This window comes from Mesorhizobium sp. 131-2-1 (genome assembly GCF_016756535.1).
Classification (GTDB): Bacteria; Pseudomonadota; Alphaproteobacteria; order Rhizobiales; family Rhizobiaceae; genus Mesorhizobium.
Genome location: NZ_AP023247.1, coordinates 1271151 through 1290707, shown reverse-complemented (window position 1 = coordinate 1290707; position 19557 = coordinate 1271151). Strand labels below are relative to the sequence as shown.

Here is a 19557-nt window from a genome sequence, read left to right as displayed (position 1 = left end):
AATCGGGCGGCGCGACGGCAGGGGACCTATGTTGCAGTGCAGCATATAAGTCCTGACCAAGGCAAGAACACGAACACGGTCGCGTGATCACATGAAATTTCGGTCATGAAAGGCGAGCCTCCCCGCCTTTTGGCGGAGAGGCGACATTCATGACGATGAGCTGGCCGCCTCAGGCGACGAGATCCGGCACCGGCCCGACATAGCGCGACTGCGGCCGGATCAGCCGCCCTGTCGTCTGCTGCTCGCGCGCATGGGCGATCCAGCCGGCGACGCGGCCGGCGGCGAAGACGTTGGAGAACGCCTCTTTCGGGAAGCCCGCCGCTTCCAGCAGGAGCGCGGTGTAGAACTCGACATTGGTCTGGATCGAGCGCTGCGGCTTGGCGACCCGAAGCACCTCCAGCGCTGCCTGCTCCACCGCCTCAGCGAAAGCCAGCCGGCTACCCATCTTCCCACTACTCGGCCCCTTGCGGGCGGCCAGCTGCCGCACCACCGCCTTCAGTACGTCGGCGCGCGGATCGCGCACGCGGTAGATGCGGTGGCCGAAACCCATGATACGCTCGCCACGCGCGATCTCGCCGCGCAGCCAGCCGGCCGCGTCGCCGCTCGCCGCGATCGCGTCCAGCATCTCGATGACCGGTCCGGGCGCGCCGCCATGCAGCGGCCCCTTGAGCGCGCCGAGCCCGGCCAGGATCGCCGATGTCAGCCCGGCCTGCGTCGATGCGACCACGCGGGTGGCGAAAGTCGAGGCGTTGAGACCATGGTCGCAGACGGTGACGAGATAGGTATCGAGCGCCCTGGCCAGATCGGGTGAAACCGCCTTGCCGCCCAGCATCCGCAGCATGTCGGCGGCATGATCGGCATGTCCGTCCGGCGCGACCGGTCCATCGCCGCGTTTTGCCCGCAGCAGTGCCGGCGTCAGCACCGCCGGCGCCGCGATCAGCCGCAGCGCATCCGTCAAAGTCGCGCCGTCCGGCAGCAGCGCCATGCCGGCGCGCATGCCGCCATAGATATCGAGCGCGGCCAGCGTCAGAAAAACCGGCTGCAGCCGCTCGAACACGTCGACACGCGCCCGGCCGATCGCCTGAGCCAGTTCAGCATCGCCGGACAGATCGTCAAAGAAGCCGTCGAGCAGCAGGCGCACCACTTGCGGATAGTGCCAGCGACCGGCCAGCTCCGGCAGGGAATGGCCGCGGATCGTCAGCCGGCCACCGAAGCCGTCGACGTCGGAAAGCACGGTTTCCGCCGCCATCACATCATCGAGCCCGTTTGCCATGTCCATCTCCTTCGCCGTTTACGGACAGAAATTAATGATGCAAGATCAATGCATCAATCTTGATCAAGTGAATCAATATGCCCGAGCAATCGGCTGCGTGACAAACAACATGTCCGAATGGCTGACACGGGAGCAGGCGCTGGAACGGCTCAAGGTGCGGCCGCAGACGCTCTATGCCTATGTCAGCCGTGGCCGTATCGGCATGCGGCCGGACGCAGCCGACCCACGCCGCAGCCAGTATCGCGCCGACGACATCGCGGCCCTCGCCACGCGCCGCGCGCGCGGCCGAAGCCCGCAAGCGATCGCCGAAAGTGCCATCGCCTGGGGCGAGCCGGCCTTTGCCACCTCGATCTCGACCATCCTGCATGGCGGCCTTTTCTATCGCGGCCAGGATGCTGTAGCGCTCTCAAGCGCGGCCACGCTGGAGGAGACGGCAAGCCTGCTGTGGGCAGCGGATGTCCCGGTGTCGTTTGCCGTGCCCGGCCGCCGCGACGCGCGCGAGAGCGGTCGCGGCGCGGCCTTCGTGACGCTGGCTGAGCTGGCTGCCGAAGGCCGGCCTTCGCTGGGCCGCGGGCCGGACATGCTCTACCGGGACGCGGCCGGCGCCATCGGGACCCTTGCCGAAGCGCTCGGCGCGGTTGCGGGTAGCGGCGCCGTGCACGAAAGGCTGGCACGCAGCTGGTCGGTCGGCACTGCCGGCGCCAACCTGATACGCCGGGCATTGGTGCTGCTCGCCGATCACGAGTTGAACGCCTCGACCTTCGCCACGCGGGTCGCCGCGTCCACCGGCGCCTCGGTCGCGGCTTGCCTGCTTGCCGGTCTTGCCACCCTGTCCGGACCGCGCCATGGCGGCGCCGGCGAGGCTGTGCTCGACCTTGTCGAGGATGCCGAAAGGCTGGGAGCCGATGCGGCGGTCGAACGCTGGCTTGGCCACGACCGGCCGCTGCCCGGCTTTGGCCATCCGCTCTATCCGGAGGGCGATCCACGGGCGCAAGCCTTGTTGCCCGATGTCGAGATCGATGGCCGGATGTCACGCCTCGCAGAGGCCGTTCTCGGCGCGACGGGCGCGCGGCCGAACATCGACTTCGCCCTGGCCGCGCTGACGCGCCAGCTGCGCCTGCCTCCCGACGCGCCGTTTCGCCTGTTTGCGCTCGGGCGCAGTGTCGGCTCGGCCGCGCATGCTGTCGAGCAGGTCATGAGCAACCGCTTGATCAGGCCCCGTGCCCGCTACGACGGGCCGGTTTGAGCGGAATGAGGCTTTCGAAGTTAGCGAAAACGTCTCTAACGTCGTCATCCTGGGGCGAAGCAAGGAGCAAAGCGACGCAGCGCAGACCCCAGGATCAATGCCGTGACGCCAAGGCGTTGCGGCGGTGCAGAATGCTGTCTTGCCGCGCTCATTGACGACGGTCACGGCATGGATCCTCGGGTCAAGCCCGAGGATGACGAAGGATGGCTTACGACATGGTGTCGAGTTTGCGCTGCATCGCAGCGATCTGTTCCTTCAGTTCCTGAAGGTCATCGGACTTTTCCGGCACGTCCTTTTTCGCGGGCTCGGTCGGTGCCGGCGAAGCCCCGTTCGCCGTCGTCGACGGGAAGGGCGTGAACATCCGCATGGCGTTCTGGAACATCTCCATGTTGCGCCGCGTCTGCTCCTCCAGCGCCTTGATCGGCGTGGCGATCTTCATCATGTCGATCGGCGACTTGCCGAAGGCGCCCTTCATCTGCTCGCGAAAACGCTCCTGCTCCTTGGCGAAGGCGATCATCGACTGCTCGAGGAAGCTCGGCACGATCATCTGCATCTGGTCGCCGTAGAAGGCGATCAGCTGGCGCAGGAACGGGATCGGCAGCATGTTCTGCCCATCCTTGTTCTCCAGTTCGAAGATGATCTGGGTCAGCACAGGATGAGTGATGTCGTCGCCGGTCTTGGCATCCTGGACGGTAAATTCCTCGCCCTTCTTGACCATGTCGGCGAGGTCCTCCAGCGTCACATAGGTGCTGGTGCCGGTATTGTAGAGTCGGCGGTTGGCATATTTCTTGATGACGATCGGGTCGTCTTTCGCGGCCATCAGTATCCTCCCCGGACACCGGCGCATTTGAGTAAGCAGCCGGTAACGATTGCGCCCTGTCAAGGATATGCGCAAAAGCGTCACAATTCCAAGTGGTTTGTGCAGTGCAAGATCGATTAATGCTGCATGGCGGCCGGAATATGCTGCGCAGCGAAGCCGGGACTGACGCCACGGTCGCCGCAGGCCTGCTTGCGGCGCATGGCCGGCATGCCCATTTCCGGTTTGACTTGGCCCCGGGAAAGGGCAAGAAAGTTCCTCAACGATACCCTAAAAAACGACACCTCGAAGTCTGGAGAAGAAAATGTCCGCATCCAATGGCATAGTTGTCGCCAGTGCCGCGCGCACAGCAGTCGGCTCCTTCAACGGCAGCTTCGCCGCCACTCCGGCGCACGAGCTCGGCGCCGCCGTCATCAAGGAGTTGCTCGCGCGAGCCAACGTCGAACCCTCGGAAGTCGACGAGGTGATCCTCGGCCAGGTGCTGACCGCCGCTCAGGGGCAGAACCCGGCCCGTCAGGCGTCGATCAACGCCGGCCTGCCCAAGGAGACCACCGCCTGGGGCCTCAACCAGGTTTGCGGCTCTGGCCTGCGCGCGATCGCGCTCGGCATGCAGCAGATTGCCACCGGCGATGCCAAGGTGATCGTCGCCGGCGGCCAGGAATCGATGTCGCTCTCGGCCCACGCCCAGCATCTGCGTGCCGGCGTCAAGATGGGCGACTACAAGATGATCGACACCATGATCAAGGACGGATTGTGGGATGCCTTCAACGGCTATCACATGGGCAACACCGCCGAGAACGTCGCCCGCCAGTTCCAGATCACCCGCGACGACCAGGACCAGTTCGCGCTGGCCTCGCAGAACAAGGCCGAGGCCGCGCAGAAGGCCGGCAAGTTCAAGGATGAGATCGTCGCCTTCACCATCAAGGGCAGGAAGGGCGACACCATCGTCGACCAGGACGAGTACATCCGCCACGGCGCGACGCTGGATGCCATGACCAAGCTGAAGCCCGCCTTCGACAAGGACGGCACGGTCACGGCAGCCAATGCCTCCGGCATCAATGACGGCGCCGCCGGCGCGCTGTTGATGAGCGAGGCCGAAGCCGCCCGGCGCGGCATCACCCCGCTGGTCCGCATCGCCTCCTGGGCGACCGCCGGCGTCGATCCGGCGATCATGGGCACCGGCCCGATCCCAGCCTCGAAGCGGGCGCTAGAGAAGGCCGGATGGTCGGTCAAGGACCTCGACCTCGTCGAGGCCAACGAGGCCTTCGCCGCGCAGGCCTGCGCCGTCAACAAGGGCATGGGCTGGGATCCGTCGATCGTCAACGTCAATGGCGGCGCGATTGCCATCGGCCATCCGATCGGCGCTTCCGGCGCCCGTGTCTTCAACACGCTGGTCTTCGAAATGCGCCGCCGCGGCGCCAAGAAGGGTCTTGCCACGCTTTGCATCGGCGGTGGCATGGGCGTCGCCATGTGCGTGGAAGCACTCTGAGCTCAGCGAATAGCGAATAGGGAGTAGCGAATAGAGAAGAAAGGCGTCGCGCGATGGGACGACAGATCCCTATTCGCTACCCTCTATTCGCTCAGACGATTTAATGGGAGGACCACATGAGCAAAGTAGCAATCGTCACCGGCGGGTCGCGCGGCATCGGCGCGGCGATATCGATCGCTTTAAAGAAGGCCGGCTATTCGGTTGCCGCGAACTATGCCGGCAATGACGAGGCCGCCGCGAAGTTCAAGGCCGCGACCGGCATCCCGGTCTACAAATGGTCGGTCGCCGACTACGACGCCTGCGCCGCCGGCATCAAGCAGGTCGAGGCCGACCTCGGCCCGGTCTCGGTGCTGGTCAACAATGCCGGCATCACCCGCGACGCCATGTTCCACAAGTTGACGCGCGAGCAGTGGAAAGAGGTTATCGACACCAACCTGTCGGGCGTCTTCAACATGACGCATCCGCTGTGGGGCGGCATGCGCGACCGCAAGTTCGGCCGCGTCATCACCATCTCCTCGATCAACGGCCAGAAGGGCCAGGCCGGCCAGGTCAACTATTCCGCCGCCAAGGCCGGCGACATCGGCTTCTCCAAGGCGCTGGCTCAAGAGGGCGCCCGCGCGGGCATCACCGTCAACGTCATCTGCCCCGGCTACATCGCCACGGAGATGGTCAAGGCGATCGACGAGAAGGTGCTCAACGAGCGCATCATCCCGCAGATCCCGGTCGGCCGGCTGGGCGAGCCGGAAGAAGTCGCGCGCTGCGTCGTCTTCCTCGCTTCCGACGATGCCGGCTTCATCACCGGCTCGACCATCACAGCGAATGGCGGCCAGTACTTCGTTTGACGCCTCGCGCCGGGAAATACGCATCGACAAAAACGGGCCGGGAAACCGGCCCGTTTTTGTTTGTCGCCTCTCCGCTGCACAGGCCCTCGCGTGACGCCTTGCCCCGATCTGGCACGCAAGGGTTAACGGCTGGCGCGCGGCCTGTGCAAAAGCCGGTGCCTAACCTGTGGATTCTCGGTGGAAAACCTGCCTGCGACACAACATGTTGGGGTGAACAAACCAAGAAAATACCGACATCGCTGATTCGTCGCCGATTCGTTCCGGCTTTGACCGGAACGTTAACGCCGAGGGCCGGGAAACGTGTCCGAATGATTAAGATCCGTTAGGAAATGTCAAGAATTTCATAATCTTGGGCGAGGCCAGACGGACAGGCCAGTCGTTCATCGGCAAAGGTTAACGGCGACGCGCGACTCGCATTCGCCCTGCATGAATCGGGCCAATCAAGAGATTCAGCATGTGGTGAGACTCATCGTCAAAAAATCCACATGTAGCCGTGAACAAACCCTGAATCTCGGCGAGTCAGTGATTCGTCGCCGATTCGTTCCAGACTCGTTCCAACCGTTAAACGGCGGCGGATTTCGCACCCTCACACGACCCATGGAGACTGACGGCGGAACATTCCGCTTTCGCTTCGCGCTCGAAATCCCTATGTGTCGGCTGTCACACGCGCCATCGCTGGCGCGCCCCCGACAACCAGCGGCAGAAAGTCCATTTCCGGGCCGATGAACGTCCAGCCGAAACACCCCCAGCCGTTGATCCTTTCCGGCCGCGACGTGACGGCCGTGCTTGGGCCCACCAACACCGGCAAGACCCACCTCGCCATCGAGCGCATGGTTGCGCATGAGAGCGGCGTCATCGGCCTGCCGCTCAGGCTCCTGGCGCGCGAGGTCTATACGCGCGTCTGCGAGAAGGTCGGCGCCCACAAGGTGGCGCTGATCACCGGCGAGGAGAAGATCCAGCCGGCGGGCGCCAGATACTCGGTCTGCACGGTTGAGGCGATGCCGCGCGAGACCGATGCGGCCTTCGTCGCCATCGACGAGGTGCAGCTTGCCGGCGACCTCGAGCGCGGCCACATCTTCACCGACCGTATCCTGCATCTGCGCGGCCGCCAGGAAACGCTGCTGCTCGGCGCAGCCACCATGCAGGGCATCCTGCAGCGCCTGCTGAAGGGCGTCTCGGTGGTGACGCGCCCCAGGCTGTCGCACCTTGCCTATGCCGGTTCGAAGAAATTGACCCGCCTGCCCCGGCGCACCGCGATCGTCGCCTTCTCCGCCGACGAGGTCTATGCCATCGCCGAGCTGATCCGCCGCCAGCAGGGCGGTGCCGCCGTCGTGCTCGGCGCGCTCTCGCCGCGCACCCGAAACGCGCAGGTGGCGCTGTTCCAGTCGGGCGACGTCGACTACCTCGTCGCCACCGACGCCATCGGCATGGGGCTCAACCTCGACCTCGACCACGTCGCATTCGCCCAGAACCGCAAGTTCGACGGCTACCAGTACCGCAACCTGACAGCGGCCGAGCTCGGCCAGATCGCCGGCCGCGCCGGCCGGCACCTGCGCGACGGCACGTTCGGCGTCACCGGCCAGGTCGATCCGCTGGACGAGGATCTGGTCCAGAAGATCGAGAGCCATGAGTTCGACCCGGTGAAGGTCATGCAATGGCGCACTGCCGATTTCGATTTCTCCAGCCTCGACGCGCTGAAGCGCTCGATCGAGACCAACGCTCCGGTGGAGGGCCTGACACGCGCCCTGCCGGCGGTGGATGCGCAGGCGCTGGAGCATCTGTCGCGCGACGAGGAGATCCGCTCACTCGCCACCGATGCCAAGCGCGTCGCGCTGCTCTGGGAAGCGTGTGCCCTGCCCGATTACCGCAAGATCGCGCCGGCCCAGCATGCCGACCTGATCGCCTCGATCTACATGGACCTCGCCAGGCACGGCCATGTCGATGAGAACTACATGGCCGAGCAGGTCCGCCGCGCCGACACGACCGATGGCGATATCGACACGCTGTCGCACCGTATCGCCCAGATCCGCACCTGGACCTTTGTCTCCAACCGGCCCGGCTGGCTGGCCGATCAGGCACACTGGCGGGAAAAGACGCGCGAAATCGAAGACAGATTGTCGGATGCGCTGCATGAGCGGTTGACGAAACGCTTCGTAGACCGCAGGACTTCCGTCCTCATGCGGCGCCTTAGAGAAAATACCATGCCTGAAGCCGAAATCAGCCCAACCGGAACCGTCCTCGTCGAAGGTCATCATGTCGGCGAGTTGCAGGGATTCCGCTTCACTGCCGACCAGAGCGCCGGCGGCGAGGATGCCAAGGCCGTGCGCACGGCCGCCCAGAAGGCGCTTGCCGCCGAATTCGAAACGCGCGCCGAACGCTTCGGCGCCTGCGCCAATGGCGATCTCGCGCTCGGCTCCGACGGAACGCTGCGCTGGATCGGCGCGCCGATCGGGACGCTGGTTGCCGGCGACGAGCCGCTGAAGCCGCGCCTGGTGCTCCTGGCCGACGAGCAGCTCACCGGCCCGGGCCGCGACAAGGTCGCCGCGCGCGCCGAGCGCTTCGTCAATTTCCAGATCGAGTCGCTGCTGAAGCCGCTGGTGGATTTGAAGAACGCCGAGCAACTCACCGGCATCGGCCGCGGCATCGCCTTCCAGCTTGTCGAGCATTTCGGCCTCATCAACCGCCGCGACATCGCCGAGGAGATGAAGTCGCTCGACCAGGAAGGCCGGGCCGCCCTGCGCCGGCTGGGCGTGCGCTTCGGCGCCTACCACGTCTTCGTGCCGGCGCTGATCAAGCCGGCGCCTGCCGGTCTGGTAACGCTGCTGTGGGCGCTGAAGAACGATGGCAAGGACAAGCCGGGTTTCGGCGATGTCGTCCACGCACTGGCGTCGGGCCGCACCTCGGTGGTCATCGATCCCGCTTTCGACAAGACCTTCTACAAGCTCGCCGGCTACCGCAATCTCGGCCGCCGCGCGGTGCGCGTCGACATCCTTGAGCGGCTGGCCGATCTGATCCGCCCCGCCACCAACTGGAAGCCGGGGCTGGGACAGCGTCCCGACGGCGCCTATGACGGCCATGCCTTCATGGTGACGCCGCCGATGATGTCGATCCTCGGCGCTACCGCCGACGATATGGAAGAGATCCTGAAGGGTCTCGGCTACCGCGCAGAGCCGAAGCCTGCGGCCGAGGTCAAGGCGCGGCTCGAGGCGCAGGACAATGCCGCGCGCGAAGCCGCCGCCGCCAAGCTTGCGGCGGAAGAGGCGGCAAAGGCCGCATTGGCCGTAGCGGCCGCCGCTGAAGCCGCTGTTGAAGCCGGCGCCGGGGCCCCGGCCGAGGGCTCTGAACCCGATACGGATGCCGCTGTCGTGTCGGATGTCGCTGTCTCGTCGGATGCCACGGTCGACGTTTCGGCCGAATCCGTCACTGAAATGGTTGCGGAACCGGTCGCCGAAGAGGCGCTCGAGGCTCCGGCCACGCACGAGGCCCCGTTCGTGGCGGAATCCGTCGCCGAAGAGCCAGCTGACGCTGCTCCGGCAGCCGAGCCGGAGGCAGAAGCCCAAACTGCCGAGGTTCACGTCGTGGCCGGAGAGCCGGTGGCCCAGGATCCGCCGGCGGCGGAAGCCGTGTCAGCCGAGCCTGCCGCGACGACGGAAGCCGGCGAGACGGCATCCGAGGCCGAGGAGCCGAAGCCTGTCCTGTTGTGGCGTCAGGGTCGTTTCGAGCAGCGCCCGCGCCATCGGCACGACAACCGCCGCGACAATCGCCCGCGCAACGGACAGGCCGCGCAGGGCGGCCGGACCGACGCCCCTGGCGAAGCCGCTGGCCAGCCGGGCGGACGCCCGAATGAAGGGCGCCGCGACCAGCGCGACGGCGCCGGCAAGCCGCGCTTCGACCGCTCGAAGTTCAAGCCGAGGCCGCAAGGCGAGGCCGGCGAGCGGCGCGAAGGCAAGCCGCAAGGCGAGCGGCCGGATCGCCGCGACGGCAGGCCCGACTGGAAAGGCGGCCGGCAGGACGGCAAGGGTGGCGCGCAAGGTGGCAAGCCTGCCTTCCAGACCAAGCCGCGCGACGAACGTCCGGCCCGGTTCGATCCGGATTCGCCTTTTGCCAAGCTTGCCGCCTTGCGCGACCAGTTGAAGAAGTAGGCTCCCGGTCCGATGGTCGCCGAAGGCCGCCAGCGCATCGACAAATGGCTGTTCTTCTCGCGCGCGGTGAAATCCCGTTCGTTGGCGGCCAAACTCGTGGTCGCCGGGCGCGTGCGCATCAATCGCGACAAAGCAGCGCAGGCCTCCGACATGGTCCGGCCCGGCGACGTGCTGACCATCACGCTGGATCAGCGCATCCTGGTGTGGAAGGTGCTTGGCGCCGGCGCCCGGCGCGGCCCAGCCGAGGAAGCGCGCCTGCTCTATGAGGACATGTCGCCGCAACCCACGCCGAAGGGCGAGGCCGTTCCGGACGCCATTCCGGCTTTACGCGAGGCCGGCAGCGGCCGCCCGACCAAGAAAGAGCGCCGACAAACCGACCGGCTACTCGGCGAGGATTGAGACGGGAACAGCCTCAACCGCATCGGGGTTCTGGAACTCCATTCCGGGCGCGACGGCACCGTCGGGAATGGCCGCCCTTGCCAGCGACCGGCAAAGGCGTTACCTCACCAAAAACCCAGCAGAAATGGGACGTCCCGGAGCCTGCGATGACCTATGTCGTGACCGACAATTGCATAAAATGCAAATACATGGACTGTATCGAGGTCTGTCCGGTCGACTGTTTCTACGAAGGCGAGAACATGCTCGTCATCCACCCGGACGAGTGCATTGACTGCGGCGTCTGCGAGCCGGAATGCCCGGCCGACGCGATCAAGCCTGATACCGAGCCGGGGCTCGAGAAGTGGCTGCAGGTCAACACCGAATATGCCGAGAAGTGGCCGAACATCACCGCCAAGAAGGAACCGCCGGCCGACGCGAAAAACTTCGACGGCGAGACCGGCAAGTTCGAGAAATATTTTTCGGCCGAGCCCGGCGAAGGCGACTAGCGCATGACCCCGAAAATCGGTTCCGATTTTCGGAAAGGATCAGGCGCAGAATCAAAGATTGCGGTGCCGGTCTAGCCGGCATGACGCGACGTAACGGGCGTGAAACAGGAACTGTCTTGACAGGCAGCGATGGCGCTTGGCCTTCGCGAATGCAGCAAAACCTTGATTCTTCCGACTTTTTGTGCTACATCAACCAAACATGCCGGTGACACAACGTCGATTTATGGCGCAAACGCCCCAAATCACTGAAAGGTGAGCTTCTCAATCCGGACCAGAGCGATCTGGGGCAGGCGGTCGCAATATGCGGTGTGCTGGCCCTGGCTTTTTCCGGATGGGTTCATCTGTTGTGCGGCTAACGATCGGTGATCCCGATCGCGCGAGTTTCAGCCGGCGCCGCCATGCCGGCGCTACAACAAGGAGTTCAGGGCGTAATGGCAACGATCACCCCGCAGAAGAAGTCCAACGCAGCGCGTCACGGTTTCAAGACCGGCGAGTTCATCGTCTATCCGGCGCACGGCGTCGGCCAGATCGTCTCGATCGACGAGCAGGAAGTCGCCGGCCACAAGCTGGAACTGTTCGTCATCGACTTCCAGAAGGACAAGATGCGCCTCAAGGTGCCGGTCGCCAAGGCGACCTCCATTGGCATGCGCAAGCTGTCGGAAGAGGATTATGTCGACCGCGCGCTGAAGGTCGTGCAGGGCCGTGCCCGCATCAAGCGCACCATGTGGTCGCGCCGTGCCCAGGAATATGATGCCAAGATCAACTCGGGCGACCTGATCTCGATCTCGGAAGTCGTGCGCGACCTCTATCGCGCCGACAACCAGCCGGAGCAGTCCTATTCCGAGCGCCAGCTTTACGAGGCCGCTCTCGACCGCATGGCCCGCGAGATCGCCGCCGTCAACCGCATGTCGGAGACGGAAGCGGTGCGCCTCATCGAGGTCAACCTCAACAAGGGCCCGAAGCGCGGCGCCAAGGCCGACAATGAGGAAGCCGAACAGGAAGAAGCTGCCTGAGCCTTTCCCTTCGCCAATTCAGAAAACCCGGCCTCGTGCCGGGTTTTTTTGTTTTAGAAAAGCTACTCGCCGCCGGCTTCCCTGTGCGATTCCTGCCTCAGCGAGGCAATGAAGCGCTTGGTCCGCTCGCGCTCCGGCCTGTCGAACACGACCGAGGCCGGACCTTTCTCGACCACGACGCCGGCATCCAGGAACACCACCTCCTGCGCGATCTTGGAGGCGAGCCTGAGATCGTGCGTGGCCATCACCATGGTCGTGCCTTCGCGGGCAAGCTGGCCGAGCACATCGACCACTTCCTGAGCCAGCTCCGGGTCGAGCGCCGAGGTCGGTTCGTCGCACAGCAGCACACGCGGCGACGGCGCCAGCGCCCGGGCGATCGCCACGCGCTGCTGCTGGCCGCCTGACAGCGTCGCCGGCCAGGCATCGGCCTTGTGCGCCATGCCGACCTTCTCGAGCAGGGCCATCGCCCGTTCGCGGGCTCGGTCGGCCGGCCATCTCAGCACCGTCACCAGCCCCTCCATGACATTCTCGATCGCGGTGCGATGTGGGAACAGCTGGAAGTTCTGGAACACCATGCCGGTCTGCAGGCGAATGCGCTGGATGTCCCTGGCGGGAACCTTGACGCCCGGACGGAACGCAAGCGTCTCCTCGCCGATGCGCAGCGTGCCCGAGCTTGGGATCTCCAACAGATTGATACAGCGCAGAAGCGTGCTTTTTCCGCCACCGGAGGGGCCGACAAGCGCGGACACGCTGCCTTCCTCGATGCTGACGGTGACGCCCTTCAGCACGAGGTTGTCGCCGAACCGCTTCTCGATGTTGTCGAGGCCGATCATGTATTCGCCTCCAGGAAACCGCCGTAGCGGTTGAGGCGCACCTCCAGCCGCGCCTGCAGCGCCGACAGCACCGAGCTCAGCACCAGATAGAGCGCCGCCGCCTCGATGTAGAGGATCAGCGGCTCATAGGTGGTGGCGACGATGCGCTGCGCCGCCTGGAACATCTCCGGCACCGTGATGGCGGCGGCCAGCGACGTATCCTTGACCAGCGAGATGAATGTGTTGGACAGCGGCGGCACCGCGACGCGGCCTGCTTGCGGGAGAATCGTGCGCCGCATCGCCTGGCTCCAGGTCATGCCGATCGAATAGGATGCCTCCCATTGCCCCTTTGGCACCGAGCCGATGACGGCGCGGATGATCTCCGATGAATAGGCGCCGATATTCAGCGTGAAGCCGATCAGCGCCGCCGGAAAGGCATCGAGCAGGATGCCGACCGAGGGCAGGCCGTAGAAGATGAGGAAGAGCTGCACCAGAAGCGGCGTGCCGCGGAAGATCCAGACATAGAAGTGGGCCACCGCCGCCAGGGGCTTTGGACCGAACAGCCTGATAAGTGCCGTGGCCAGCCCGGCGGCGAGGCCGAGGGCGAACGACAAGAGCGTCAGCGGCACGGTGAAGATCAACGCCGCCCACAATAGGGTCGGCAGCGATTCCAGCATCAATTGCAGCCAGTGCGGCACGGGACCCTCTCCTTGCCAGATGCAGCTTGAACAGGCGTCGGTGAACCCGCGTCGCGACGGGCCGCTCCGGCGAAGGCTGCGGGTGCATATCACGCGAAAATCGGCGAGCCGTCAAAGACGGCCCGCCGATGTTTTGAGGCCGGTACACGGCCCCGATCGGGCGTACTTACTGCGAAACGTCCTGGCCGAAATAGGTGTCGGCGATCTTCTTGTAGGTGCCGTCGGCCTTGATGTCGGCCAGCGCCTTGTTGATGGCGGCGACCAGTTCCGGATCGCCCTTGCGCACGATGACACCGGAATAGTCGGCGTTCTCTTCCTGCGCGGCGATCTTCACATTGGCGTCGGGCTTGTGCTTCTTGAAGTCGAGGAAGGACAGGCTGTCATTGATGGTGGCGTCGGCGCGGCCGGTGAGCAAAAGCTGGATCGACTGGTCGAAGCCGTCGGTGCCGACGAGCTCGGCGCCGTTCTTCTCGGCGAGCTTGCCGAAATTCGAGGTCAGCGACTGCGCCGACTTCTTGCCCTTGAGGTCGGCGAAGGTCTTGATGTCGGTGTCGTCGCCACGCACGATCAGCACCGCCTTGGAGGCGATGTAGGGATCGGAGAAGTCGTACTTGGCCTTGCGCGCGTCGGTGATGCCGACCTCGTTGATGACGGCGTCGTAGCGGTTGGCGTCGAGGCCGGCGATCAGGCCGTCCCACTTGCCTTCGAGGAATTCCACCTTCACGCCGAGCTTGTCGGCAACCGCCTTGGCGATCTCGACGTCGAAGCCGACCAGCGCGCCCGAGGCGTCATGATAGGTGAAGGGCGCATAGGTGCCTTCCGTGCCGACCTTAATGACGCCGGCCTGCTTGATCTGGTCGAGATTGGCGCCGGCATGCCCGGCGGTGACCGCCAGAGCCTGCAGCGTTCCGGCGATGATGAGCGATTTAAGCCATTTCATTTTTCTGTGATCCCGTTTTGACCGGTGCCCCGGCGCGGTGTGAGAGCCGGAACCTGACAGATAGAGCTGCGCAAAATAAGGAACCAGATTTCAAAAATATGGCATTCCAGAAACGAGATTCTCAAACTCGTACCAGAACCGCCCGCAACTCCGCTACGGCCGGTTGCGCCGTCCCCAAGACAACACAACGCCGTCCGGCCGTTGCGGCGGAACATTCCCCGGCATGGCACGTTCTTAGCTTTGTAGGGCGCGGCGCCGCCATTTCAACCGCCGCTGACGCCGCTGAAGGATCGGGACACCGAAATGTCCGTGATGTCAGGACAACGGAGCGCGGCATGATCGAGGACACGGCAGGACGGACCATGGTCCGCGCGGCGATGAAGGCGCCCTATCTGGAGCGCGAGGAGGAGCATCTCCTGGCCTTACGCTGGAAAGAGGACAACGACCAGCAGGCGCTGCACCGCATCACCGTCGCCCACATGCGGCTGGTCATCTCCATGGCCTCGAGGTTCCGCCACTACGGCCTGCCGCTCGGCGACCTGATCCAGGAGGGCCATGTCGGCCTGCTCGAGGCGGCCGCCCGCTTCGAGCCGGAGCGTGAGGTGCGCTTCTCGACCTATGCCACCTGGTGGATCCGCGCCTCGATGCAGGACTACATCCTGCGCAACTGGTCGATCGTGCGCGGCGGCACCAGTTCGGCGCAAAAGGCGCTGTTCTTCAACCTCAGGCGTCTGCGTGCCCGGCTTGCGAACGGCGCCGAGCCGATCTCCAACGCCTCGCTCTATCGCGAGGTGTCGGCGGCGCTCGGCGTGCCTGAGGCCGACGTGGCGATGATGGATTCGCGCCTCTCGGCCCCCGACAGCTCGCTCAATGCGCCGCTTGGCGACGATTCCGGCCCGGCCGAGCGCATGGATTTCCTGATCTCGGACGATCCCTTGCCGGACGAGGTCGTCGGCGACACGATCGACATCGAGCGCCGCTCGCTATGGCTGAAGGCAGCGCTCGGCGCGCTGAATGCCCGTGAATTGAAGATCATCGAAGAGCGCCGGCTGACCGATGAGGGCGCGACCCTGGAAGCGCTCGGCGAGGCGCTCGGCATCTCCAAGGAGCGCGTGCGCCAGATCGAGGCCCGCGCCATGGAAAAGCTGAAAGTGGCGCTGGTCGAGCAGAACCCGGAATTCCTGGCGACAGCCGCCTGACTCCTGCCTGCCCCAGGCTTATCTGTCAGTGACGATCTTGACCTTGTCGCCGGTCGAAACGGCGGCACCCGGCGACAGCGCGTTCAGCACCCTGAACAGGTCGAGCTTGCGGTCGACGCCGACCATCTGCGCGGCGAGCGAACCCATGGTCTGCCCGGCCTGCACGGTAACGACGCGGATATGCAGCGGCTTCAGCGCCGCCTTCTCGGCAGCACTCAGGATGCGGAACGAGCCGCTGACCGAGCGCGCCACCGGCTCCAGCGAGGCGCTGGCCGCCGGTGCCGCCGTCAGCAGCCGGTAGACCTGGCCGCCGGCGCGGATGACCGCGATGTCGAACTGCCAGCCGTCGGCGCCGGCACGCGCCACCGCCGCTTCATTGCCGTTGATGGTTTCCTGGTGGACGCTGGCGTCGTCGAGGCCGGCAACCCAGCCGCTGCGGACATAGTCGGTCAGCGGCCGCGACTTGTCGATCGCAACGCCGTCAAAGCGGATCGCCATGTCGCCGGGGCCGGTCGCAGTCACCGCCGCGGCCGAATTGTCGATGACGAAGCCGTCGGGCACCGTGAACGACACGCCGAGACCCGGATGCAGGAAAGTCTGGCCGCGCACATAGCCCTCTTCCGGCGTGTCGCCGTAGAGCAACCCGTCAATGCCGGCCAGGAAGGCGTCGCGGTCGCGCGTGCCGATGCCCGGCGGGCCGAAGTTGCGGGCAAGGCGCTGGGCAAGATCGATCCGCTGCGGCGTGTTGGGATGTGTCGCCAGGAAGTCCAGGCTGGCATCGGTGGCGCCGCTGATCGAGCGGAAATCGGTATAGGCCGACATCGACTGCAGGAAGCGGCCGGCGGCGTAAGGATCAAAGCCGGCCTCGCCGATCGACTTGATGCCGATGGCGTCGGCCTGCAGTTCCTGGTTGCGCGAGAACTGAGCGAGCCTCAGCTTGCCGCGGATGAGCGCCGCCTTGGCCGTCGGGCTGTCGCCGAGCACGTCCGAGACGACCTTGGTCGCCAACCCTTCCTCGGCCTCCAGCTGCTGCCGCTGCAGGCCATGATTGGCGGTGACGTGGCCCATCTCGTGCGCGATGACGGCGGCGAGCTCGGACGAGTCATTGGCCAGCGCCAGCAGGCCGCGCGTGACATAGAGATAGCCGCCCGGCAGCGCGAAGGCGTTGACGTTGGGCGAATTGAGAATGGTGATGCGGTAGGTCTGGGTCGGATTGGCCGACACCACCGTCAGATTGCCGACGACCTTGGCCACCATGCGCTCGAGCTTGGCATCGGAATATTCGCCACCATAGGTGGCAAGGATGCGCGGATGCTGCGCCTTCGCCATATCGGCCAGCTTGGCATTGGCGACGACATTGTCGACCGTGATCGGCTTGTCGGACGGCTGGAAGCCGGATTCCTGCACATCCGGCGGCGTGAACATCTGGCAGCTGGCAAGCGCCACGGCAAGGCCGGCCAGCGCGAGGAGACGCGTCAGCGGCTTTGTCAGCAATCTATGCTTGCCGGTCGGCAGATCGGCTTCCTTTCGAATCTTTGCGGGCAAATCACGGCCTGTGCCGGACCAGTATGGGCGGACCTAGCCATACTCCTCCGGTCAAGGCAAGCAAACGCTGCATCACCCAAGCCCGGTTTGAGCGCAAATTATGTCCGCTTCCGGGCAACAACGCGTGATCCGGCGGCAACGCTTGTCGCCTGAAAATGCGCTGTGGTTTTCGGGCAACGACGCGCATCCGAACAGGACCGCAAGCACGTCGCGCGCGACCATTCAGGCGCGACGCGCTTTGGCCGGATCTGCGCCGATATAGCGCCGGAAGGCGTCCGGTCCAGAGCCGTCGAAGAAATCGGCGGCCGTCCCCGTCGCCGCGACCATACCGTTGTCCAGGAACACCATGTCCTGGCCGATGCGGCGCGCATCCTCCGGTTGGTGGGTCACGAACAGCACCGTCATCTGCCGCTCGGCATGGACGCTGGCCAGGAGACCGAGCATATCGTCGCGCAGCGCCGGTCCGAGCGAGGCGAAGGGCTCGTCCAGCAAAAGCACTGGCCGGTCGCGCACCAGGACACGCGCCAGCGCGACGCGCTGCCGCTCGCCGCCGGAGAGTTCGCGCGGCAGGCGCCTTTCCTTGCCGGCAAGGCCGACACGCGCCAGCGCCTCGGCGATCGCCGCATGGTCGGCATCGGTCAGGCTGAGCGACGGCGAGCGGCCAAGCCCGACATTCCGCTCCACCGAAAGATGGGCGAACAGGTTGTTTTCCTGGAACACCATCGACACCGGCCTCGCCGAAGGCGGCGCGGCGCTGACATCACTGCCGCCGATCAGCACGCGGCCCGAACGCGGCGCCTCGAAGCCGGCCACGAGGTTGAGCAGCGTCGACTTTCCCGAACCGCTCGGCCCCATGATGGCGGTGATCCTCGAGGCGGCGAAGCCGACATCGAAATGGAAAGCCGCTTCGCCATAGCTGAACGAGACGTCCTCGAGCCGGACGGTCGCGCCTTTCGCCCCGATTTGCATCGCCGACGTCATGACTTTTCCCCTTGCCCGAGACGATCGGCGGCAAGCACCAGCGCCAGGCAGACGAGGCCGAGCAGCAAGGCAAGGCCGGCGGCATCGGCGGTCCTGTAGCTGCCCATGCGCGCCAGGAGAAGATAGGGCAAGGTCTGCACGGAATCGCTGCCGAACAGCGCGATGACGCCGAGATCGCCGAGCGACAGCGCCATGGCGAAGGCGAAGCCGGTGGCAAGCGGCCGCCTGAGCGACGGCCAGTCGACGAGGCGCAGCCGGTTCCAGCCCGATATGCCGAGTTGCGCGCAGAGCTTTTCGTGGCGCTCGCTTACAGTGTCATAGGCAGGGCGGACCGCGCGGATGGCGAAGGGCATCGCCATCACCGCGTTGACGGCGACGACCATCACAGGGGCCACGGCAAAGACGTCGCTGACGGTGCGCAGGAGCAGGAACCAGCCGGCGCCAACGACGATGGGCGGCACGACGAGGACGAAGCCGGCGCCGGTATCCGTGGCATGTTCAAGCAATGTCTTGCGGCCATCCTGGCGCTTCAGGGCCAGCGCCCGGCGCGCCGCGATCAGCGCCAGCGACATCGCCACCGCGAGCAGCGCCGACAGGAAGGCAAGCACCACGCTGGTCAGCGTCGCCTGCCGCACCGCGCTCTCGCCGGCGAGCCGGCCGAGATCGGCGCCAAGGCCCGCCGCGACCGTGGCCGCCATAGGCCCGGCGACGAACAGCAGGGCGAGCACGATCAGGGCCGCGTTCAGCCAGGTTTCCGCAGGGCTCGCCGAGAGGTAGCGGCGCGGCGCCACCGGCAGGTTGGCGTCGCCGACCGTGTTGGCGCCGAGCCGCGTCAGCACCAGCACCACGGCGAAGGTCAGCGCGATCTGCAGCAGCGTCAGCGTCACTGCGCGGGCCGGATCGAAATCGAAGCGCAGCGCCTGGTAGATGGCGACCTCCAGCGTTGTGGCGGCCGGCCCGCCGCCCAGCGTCAGCACGATGGTGAAGGAGGTGATGCAGAGCATGAAGACCAGCCCGGCGACGCCGGGAAGCGCGGCGCGCAGCGCCGGCCATTCGATCAGCCGGAAGGCAGGTCGGACCCCCATTCCGAGCTGGCTTGCCAACCGCCACTGATTGGCCGGCACCGTGCCAAGCGCCTCGAGGAACAGCCGCGTGGCCAGAGGCAGGTTGAAGAAGACGTGGGCGACGAGAATGCCGGACAGTCCGTAGATGCCCGGCCAGTTCCGGCCGCCGAACAGGCCGGAGAAATATCCGGCACTGCCATAGAGCGCCAGAATGCCGAGCGCCGCGACGATCGCCGGCAGCGCCAGCGGCAGGGCGAAGAGCTGCAGGATCAGTCCGCGGCCAGGAAAGCGCGGATGCCGGGAGAGCGCGCGGGCGACGAACAGCGCCGGCACGACGGAAAGCAATGTCGACAACAGCGCCTGCCAGAGCGTGAAGCGGACGACGCGCAGCAGATAGGGATCGGAGGCCGAGGCCGCGCCGGAGAAATCATGCAGTCCTTCAAGGACGAGGCCGGCAAACGCCCCGCCGATCAGCAAGGTGATGGCCGCGAGCGCGACGATGCCGGCGGTGACGCGGGAGTCAGAGCGAGGCGCGAGATGCACGCTGCACCTTGGCGGAACTTAGCGAACGCCACGTTCCTTCGCGCCCCCCTCTGGCCTGCCGGCCATCTC

The 19557-nt window shown here is 65.6% G+C and carries 16 protein-coding genes; 8 read left to right on the top strand and 8 right to left on the bottom strand.

The annotated features are described in order from the left end of the window. Nucleotides 1-169: 169 nt before the first annotated feature. Nucleotides 170-1273 (bottom strand): citrate synthase/methylcitrate synthase, encoded by a 1104-nt coding sequence (locus tag JG743_RS06285; RefSeq protein WP_202298955.1) that lies wholly within the window; start codon nt 1271-1273, stop codon nt 170-172. Between the two features lie 109 nt (nt 1274-1382). Between JG743_RS06285 and JG743_RS06280 the strand changes: the two genes are divergently transcribed. Beyond that, on the top strand, nt 1383-2519 hold the full coding sequence (locus tag JG743_RS06280) for a citrate synthase (RefSeq protein ID WP_202302466.1): 1137 nt from the start codon (nt 1383-1385) through the stop codon (nt 2517-2519). A gap of 208 nt (nt 2520-2727) precedes the next feature. On the opposite strand, the gene phaR is transcribed toward JG743_RS06280, so the two are convergent. Then, the gene (phaR, locus tag JG743_RS06275) at nt 2728-3339 is read right to left on the bottom strand and encodes a polyhydroxyalkanoate synthesis repressor PhaR (RefSeq protein ID WP_202298954.1); all 612 of its coding nucleotides are present in this window, start codon (nt 3337-3339) and stop codon (nt 2728-2730) included. Between the two features lie 301 nt (nt 3340-3640). On the opposite strand from phaR, the gene JG743_RS06270 reads away from it, so the two are divergent. The 6 genes from JG743_RS06270 to JG743_RS06245 all read left to right on the top strand — a co-directional run bounded on the left by JG743_RS06270 (nt 3641) and on the right by JG743_RS06245 (nt 11706). Then, complete coding sequence (locus JG743_RS06270; RefSeq protein WP_202298953.1) at nt 3641-4825, top strand: acetyl-CoA C-acetyltransferase; 1185 nt, start codon at nt 3641-3643, stop codon at nt 4823-4825. 116 nt (nt 4826-4941) lie between these two features. Next, nucleotides 4942-5667 (top strand): acetoacetyl-CoA reductase, encoded by a 726-nt coding sequence (gene phbB, locus JG743_RS06265; protein ID WP_202298952.1) that lies wholly within the window; start codon nt 4942-4944, stop codon nt 5665-5667. Nucleotides 5668-6389: 722 nt separating this feature from the next. Beyond that, the gene (locus JG743_RS06260; protein ID WP_202302464.1) at nt 6390-9809 is read left to right on the top strand and encodes a helicase-related protein; all 3420 of its coding nucleotides are present in this window, start codon (nt 6390-6392) and stop codon (nt 9807-9809) included. 12 nt (nt 9810-9821) lie between these two features. Then, nucleotides 9822-10208, top strand: coding sequence for an RNA-binding S4 domain-containing protein (locus JG743_RS06255; protein WP_202298951.1), 387 nt, complete (start codon nt 9822-9824; stop codon nt 10206-10208). A gap of 146 nt (nt 10209-10354) precedes the next feature. Continuing rightward, nucleotides 10355-10693, top strand: coding sequence for a ferredoxin FdxA (fdxA, locus tag JG743_RS06250; protein WP_202298950.1), 339 nt, complete (start codon nt 10355-10357; stop codon nt 10691-10693). Between the two features lie 431 nt (nt 10694-11124). Continuing rightward, the gene (locus tag JG743_RS06245) at nt 11125-11706 is read left to right on the top strand and encodes a CarD family transcriptional regulator (protein WP_126057901.1); all 582 of its coding nucleotides are present in this window, start codon (nt 11125-11127) and stop codon (nt 11704-11706) included. A 62-nt stretch (nt 11707-11768) separates the two neighbouring features. Here JG743_RS06245 and JG743_RS06240 read toward each other — a convergent pair whose 3' ends face one another. From JG743_RS06240 to JG743_RS06230, 3 genes are all read right to left on the bottom strand, one after another. Beyond that, a complete protein-coding gene (locus JG743_RS06240; RefSeq protein ID WP_202298949.1) occupies nt 11769-12539 on the bottom strand; it encodes an amino acid ABC transporter ATP-binding protein in 771 nt (256 codons plus the stop codon). Next, a complete protein-coding gene (locus JG743_RS06235) occupies nt 12536-13216 on the bottom strand; it encodes an amino acid ABC transporter permease (protein WP_202298948.1) in 681 nt (226 codons plus the stop codon). Before JG743_RS06235 ends, JG743_RS06240 begins: the two co-directional genes overlap by 4 nt. A gap of 166 nt (nt 13217-13382) precedes the next feature. Beyond that, nucleotides 13383-14156: an amino acid ABC transporter substrate-binding protein gene (locus tag JG743_RS06230; RefSeq protein WP_202298947.1), complete on the bottom strand. Its 774-nt coding sequence runs from the start codon at nt 14154-14156 to the stop codon at nt 13383-13385. Between the two features lie 335 nt (nt 14157-14491). Between JG743_RS06230 and JG743_RS06225 the strand changes: the two genes are divergently transcribed. Further along, nucleotides 14492-15355, top strand: coding sequence for an RNA polymerase factor sigma-32 (locus JG743_RS06225; RefSeq protein WP_202298946.1), 864 nt, complete (start codon nt 14492-14494; stop codon nt 15353-15355). 18 nt (nt 15356-15373) lie between these two features. Here the strand turns inward: JG743_RS06225 and JG743_RS06220 are convergent, their stop codons facing one another. From JG743_RS06220 to thiP, 3 genes are all read right to left on the bottom strand, one after another. Next, the gene (locus tag JG743_RS06220; RefSeq protein ID WP_342215718.1) at nt 15374-16780 is read right to left on the bottom strand and encodes a M48 family metalloprotease; all 1407 of its coding nucleotides are present in this window, start codon (nt 16778-16780) and stop codon (nt 15374-15376) included. Nucleotides 16781-17122: 342 nt separating this feature from the next. Then, the gene (gene thiQ / locus JG743_RS06215; RefSeq protein WP_202298945.1) at nt 17123-17881 is read right to left on the bottom strand and encodes a thiamine ABC transporter ATP-binding protein; all 759 of its coding nucleotides are present in this window, start codon (nt 17879-17881) and stop codon (nt 17123-17125) included. Continuing rightward, the gene (gene thiP / locus JG743_RS06210) at nt 17878-19488 is read right to left on the bottom strand and encodes a thiamine/thiamine pyrophosphate ABC transporter permease (RefSeq protein WP_202298944.1); all 1611 of its coding nucleotides are present in this window, start codon (nt 19486-19488) and stop codon (nt 17878-17880) included. Before thiP ends, thiQ begins: the two co-directional genes overlap by 4 nt. Nucleotides 19489-19557: the final 69 nt, after the last annotated feature.

Bases quoted from the DNA above. Each gene is read 5' to 3' on its own strand.
- phbB (WP_202298952.1), top strand. From the start codon at position 4,942: ATGAGCAAAGTAGCAATCGTCACCGGCGGGTCGCGCGGCATCGGCGCG.
- JG743_RS06245 (WP_126057901.1), top strand. From the start codon at position 11,125: ATGGCAACGATCACCCCGCAGAAGAAGTCCAACGCAGCGCGTCACGGT.
- fdxA (WP_202298950.1), top strand. From the start codon at position 10,355: ATGACCTATGTCGTGACCGACAATTGCATAAAATGCAAATACATGGAC.
- JG743_RS06220 (WP_342215718.1), bottom strand. From the start codon at position 16,780: ATGTTCACGCCGCCGGATGTGCAGGAATCCGGCTTCCAGCCGTCCGAC.
- JG743_RS06280 (WP_202302466.1), top strand. From the start codon at position 1,383: ATGTCCGAATGGCTGACACGGGAGCAGGCGCTGGAACGGCTCAAGGTG.
- JG743_RS06260 (WP_202302464.1), top strand. From the start codon at position 6,390: ATGAACGTCCAGCCGAAACACCCCCAGCCGTTGATCCTTTCCGGCCGC.
- JG743_RS06230 (WP_202298947.1), bottom strand. From the start codon at position 14,156: ATGAAATGGCTTAAATCGCTCATCATCGCCGGAACGCTGCAGGCTCTG.
- JG743_RS06270 (WP_202298953.1), top strand. From the start codon at position 3,641: ATGTCCGCATCCAATGGCATAGTTGTCGCCAGTGCCGCGCGCACAGCA.
- thiQ (WP_202298945.1), bottom strand. From the start codon at position 17,881: ATGACGTCGGCGATGCAAATCGGGGCGAAAGGCGCGACCGTCCGGCTC.
- JG743_RS06225 (WP_202298946.1), top strand. From the start codon at position 14,492: ATGATCGAGGACACGGCAGGACGGACCATGGTCCGCGCGGCGATGAAG.
- phaR (WP_202298954.1), bottom strand. From the start codon at position 3,339: ATGGCCGCGAAAGACGACCCGATCGTCATCAAGAAATATGCCAACCGC.
- JG743_RS06255 (WP_202298951.1), top strand. From the start codon at position 9,822: ATGGTCGCCGAAGGCCGCCAGCGCATCGACAAATGGCTGTTCTTCTCG.
- JG743_RS06240 (WP_202298949.1), bottom strand. From the start codon at position 12,539: ATGATCGGCCTCGACAACATCGAGAAGCGGTTCGGCGACAACCTCGTG.
- JG743_RS06285 (WP_202298955.1), bottom strand. From the start codon at position 1,273: ATGGCAAACGGGCTCGATGATGTGATGGCGGCGGAAACCGTGCTTTCC.